We start from the raw sequence: 3,164 nt of genomic DNA, 5'->3' as shown, positions 1-3,164 counted from the left end.
ACTAATTGAAATGATCATGGTATCAATTTTTTAGAACCCGTGGACAAAAACTCACTTAAAAAGTCCTAAAATTTGTCCAGTCCATGGGGTGCAGCGCATTCCACGAGAAAAGCACTCCAGCTATTTTGGAAAAACTTGATAGAGCTATTACATACTTTACAAATCAAAAGAGTCGTATGAACTATGCTGACTATAGAGCAAAGGGATTGCCAATAGGTTCAGGTGTAACAGAGGCAGCTTGCAAAACGTTAATAAAGCAACGGCTTTGCAATTCGGGAATGAGGTGGAAAAATAAAGGTGCACAGATAGTGATTTCCTTAAGAGCTATTGTAAAAACCAAAGGGCGTTGGTCTCAATTTTGGGAAAAAATTAACAAACAAGGATTAGCAGGAATTCTAGCGAAATGACCGTATCGATACATCGTTTCGGGGCCACACCCTTCATAAATGAGTACGATTTATTTTTGGAATGACTATAGATCAGCTCTGTGTTTCTCAAGGCTTGCCCTCTGGTGTAATTGAAAGAAAATGATGAATCATTGAAAAATACTTCTTGACCCTATACTTACCATATACCTTAGGCTCATTTGTAAGGAGTAGAGAAAATGTCAAAATGGTACGTGAAAGAACTCAGCAAAATAACCGGTTTAACGGTGCAAGCTTTGCATCATTATGACCGCATTGATTTGCTGAAGCCCTCAATACGGCAGGCTAATGGCTATCGCCTTTACTCTGAAGCTGACTTATTGAAAGTGCAACAGATTATGGCCTTGATGTCTTTCGGGTTTGAACTGGCTCAGATCAAGCAAATTCTAGAAAAAGATGTGGATCCGATTGATCAATTTGAATCCCAGATCAAAATCTTAGAAGAAAAGGCGCAAAATTTGTTGAGTGCTGCTAAGGTTATGCAATCGATAATAGCTGAGCACAATCCAGATGAGTCAATCCCGTGGGAAAAAACCATTGAACTGATTGAGGTATATCGAATGTCAAAACAACTTGAAAAGAAATGGGCCGCAGCAGCTTTGTCGCCCGAGGAGTTAAAGGACTACATTGAGTTTGAATCCAATTTGGAGACACGATTCAGCGAGTCTGAAAAGCAGCAATTCAAAACCGACTGGGCAATGTTTGTCAAAGAAATCCAAGCAAATATTGAAACGGATCCGAAAAATGATTATGGGATCAAAATGGGTGAAAGATGCATGCAGCTTGTCAATACCATGTATATGCCCGAGCATGCACAGGTGCGTAAGATTGTTTGGGAAAAAGGATTTAAAGGCGGTCACTCAGATATTCCACAAGAGGCTATTGAGTGGTTAGATCAGGCAATCGACGCTTATTGGAGGAAACGTTTGCACGCCATTCTTGACTCTGTGGATGATCCCAACAACGATACAGCTAGTCAGTGGGAGGGCATCATGACAGAGATGTGTGGGGACTCTCTCGAACGGAGGCTTGAAATTGTTGAAGTAGCCAAGACAGATGAGCGCGTGAGTGAAACGGCTCGAACCTGGTTGAAATCCCATTATAATATTTCAAGCTGAAAAACTGGGGGATAGCTTATCCCCCAAATCTTTCGTACCCTCTTAAAATACTTGGGTTTCCTGTTGAGCAGTTTAACCATCGTACATTGATGGATTTGGGTTAGCATTTCAATGTACTTGACAAATCTCCACTGACAAACTACATAATATACAGAACTTAAAAATTGTTCAGAGAGTAATAATGGTCATTTGGAAAAAACAATTAGCTTTGTGCATTCTATTGTCTAGCACTTGCGTGTATGCATCTGATCATTCTCAGTTCGGAGGTGTTTCAGATGAAAGTATGCCTTCGGCCATGCATTACACGCTGCGAAATTTACAACGCAACGACCTTACAACGCATATAACCCGACCAGTACTCCATAATCAAAACGAGTTGTATTCAACTCAGTTGAGATCGGAAGAGCATATTCAAGAAATATTACAATCATACAACCCTAATTGTTCTAGTATAACCCAAAATCTATTAACTGATATATGCTTCAATACGTTAGGTGCAGCTGGTCCTCCTCCTGATCCTGACCCAAAAAGATTTTTGAGGCTTGATTTAACCAAGTATTTGCGTGAGCTAGATACAAAGTTGAACAGTGAAAATATTTTCCGTTTTGCAGAGCAACACCAAGAAACGTTGTTTGATGCATATTGGAGATTGCTCTCTCATGAAATTGCAACCCAGATAATACACATAGAACCGATAGATTTGTCTAGCATGAGGCGCAGAATCTCTGATCTTTTTGCACCTCTACGCCGCACCACTCAGCAATATGTAGGCAGAGAAAATGTTGAAAACGCTCAACGTCGATCTAGAACTAAATCTGCGGTCGAGGTAATTTTCCGCCAAGTTCAAGGCAAAAACATTGCCGAGGATGAGTTATTAGAAGAGGTTATCGCTTACATTAAATTTTTGCAGACGTCTGATCGGCATGCTTCGTTTACACGTGATAACAGCGAATGTGTGATGAATGAAGTTGATAATGCATTGCGAACCATCAATGGTCCTAAAAAGACCCCAAATGATTTCGGAAGTATACTCCCAGGCGGCCATTACTTAACTCTGAATGATAGAACATCTATGTCTATTAAAGGGCTTTTAGCACGTACTTGGTGGATCATTACCAATCAGTTCCAAGATGACCAAAGGGAGATGTTGCAAGAAAGTTTGGTTAAGGCTTTGGGACAGTGTATTGAAGACGACGATCATCGAGTGTGTGGCAATGGTAAAACGCAGCGCATTGTTTCGGTATTACAAGGATACGTTGATGGTGTAGAAGTTGATGAATGGAAAAGCCTGCCTACAGTTGATATTTTCTTGAAGGGATTATTCGCACCAATTAATGAAGAGTTGCAAAAGGTGTGTCGATCTGATGATGAAGAAGAGAGACAAAGCTATGCTCAGGAATTCTATGATTCAGCGATGCAACAGGCTCGTCAAACTTATGGCGATTCAACAGAGCACCTTAAAGAAGTACAGAATCACATAATAAAATTTGCAAGCCTTACTTTGCTGGTGGAACTTGAGCCAAATGAGATTGAGCCTAATCATTCAATGGCACTAACTTAAGGAAAAATCGTTTGGGACAAAGGGTTTGCAGCGATAGAGTGTGAGTATCCACCTAATGGC

General features: G+C 40.5%; 2 protein-coding genes and 1 pseudogene. All 3 read left to right on the top strand.

Features of this window, described 5'->3' with window-relative positions; genetic code table 11:
- Nucleotides 1-122 precede the first annotated feature (122 nt).
- The 3 genes and pseudogenes from ABFQ95_08225 (at nt 123) to ABFQ95_08215 (ending at nt 3,104) form a co-directional block, all read left to right on the top strand.
- A pseudogene (locus ABFQ95_08225) lies at nt 123-407 on the top strand (ISKra4 family transposase).
- Nucleotides 408-604: 197 nt separating this feature from the next.
- On the top strand, nt 605-1,543 hold the full coding sequence (locus ABFQ95_08220) for a MerR family transcriptional regulator (protein MEN8237501.1): 939 nt from the start codon (nt 605-607) through the stop codon (nt 1,541-1,543).
- Between the two features lie 181 nt (nt 1,544-1,724).
- Complete coding sequence (locus ABFQ95_08215; protein ID MEN8237500.1) at nt 1,725-3,104, top strand: hypothetical protein; 1,380 nt, start codon at nt 1,725-1,727, stop codon at nt 3,102-3,104.
- Nucleotides 3,105-3,164 lie beyond the last annotated feature (60 nt).

The sequence above is a fragment of the Pseudomonadota bacterium genome, assembly GCA_039714795.1.
Lineage (GTDB): Bacteria > Pseudomonadota > Alphaproteobacteria > JAGOMX01 > JAGOMX01 > JBDLIP01.
Note: the sequence above shows the minus strand (reverse complement) of the source record. Positions and strands in the feature narration are given on the sequence as shown.

What these genes read in the sequence shown, in the direction of transcription:
- ABFQ95_08220 (MEN8237501.1), top strand. Translation starts at nt 605, where the DNA reads ATGTCAAAATGGTACGTGAAAGAACTCAGCAAAATAACCGGTTTAACG.
- ABFQ95_08215 (MEN8237500.1), top strand. Translation starts at nt 1,725, where the DNA reads ATGGTCATTTGGAAAAAACAATTAGCTTTGTGCATTCTATTGTCTAGC.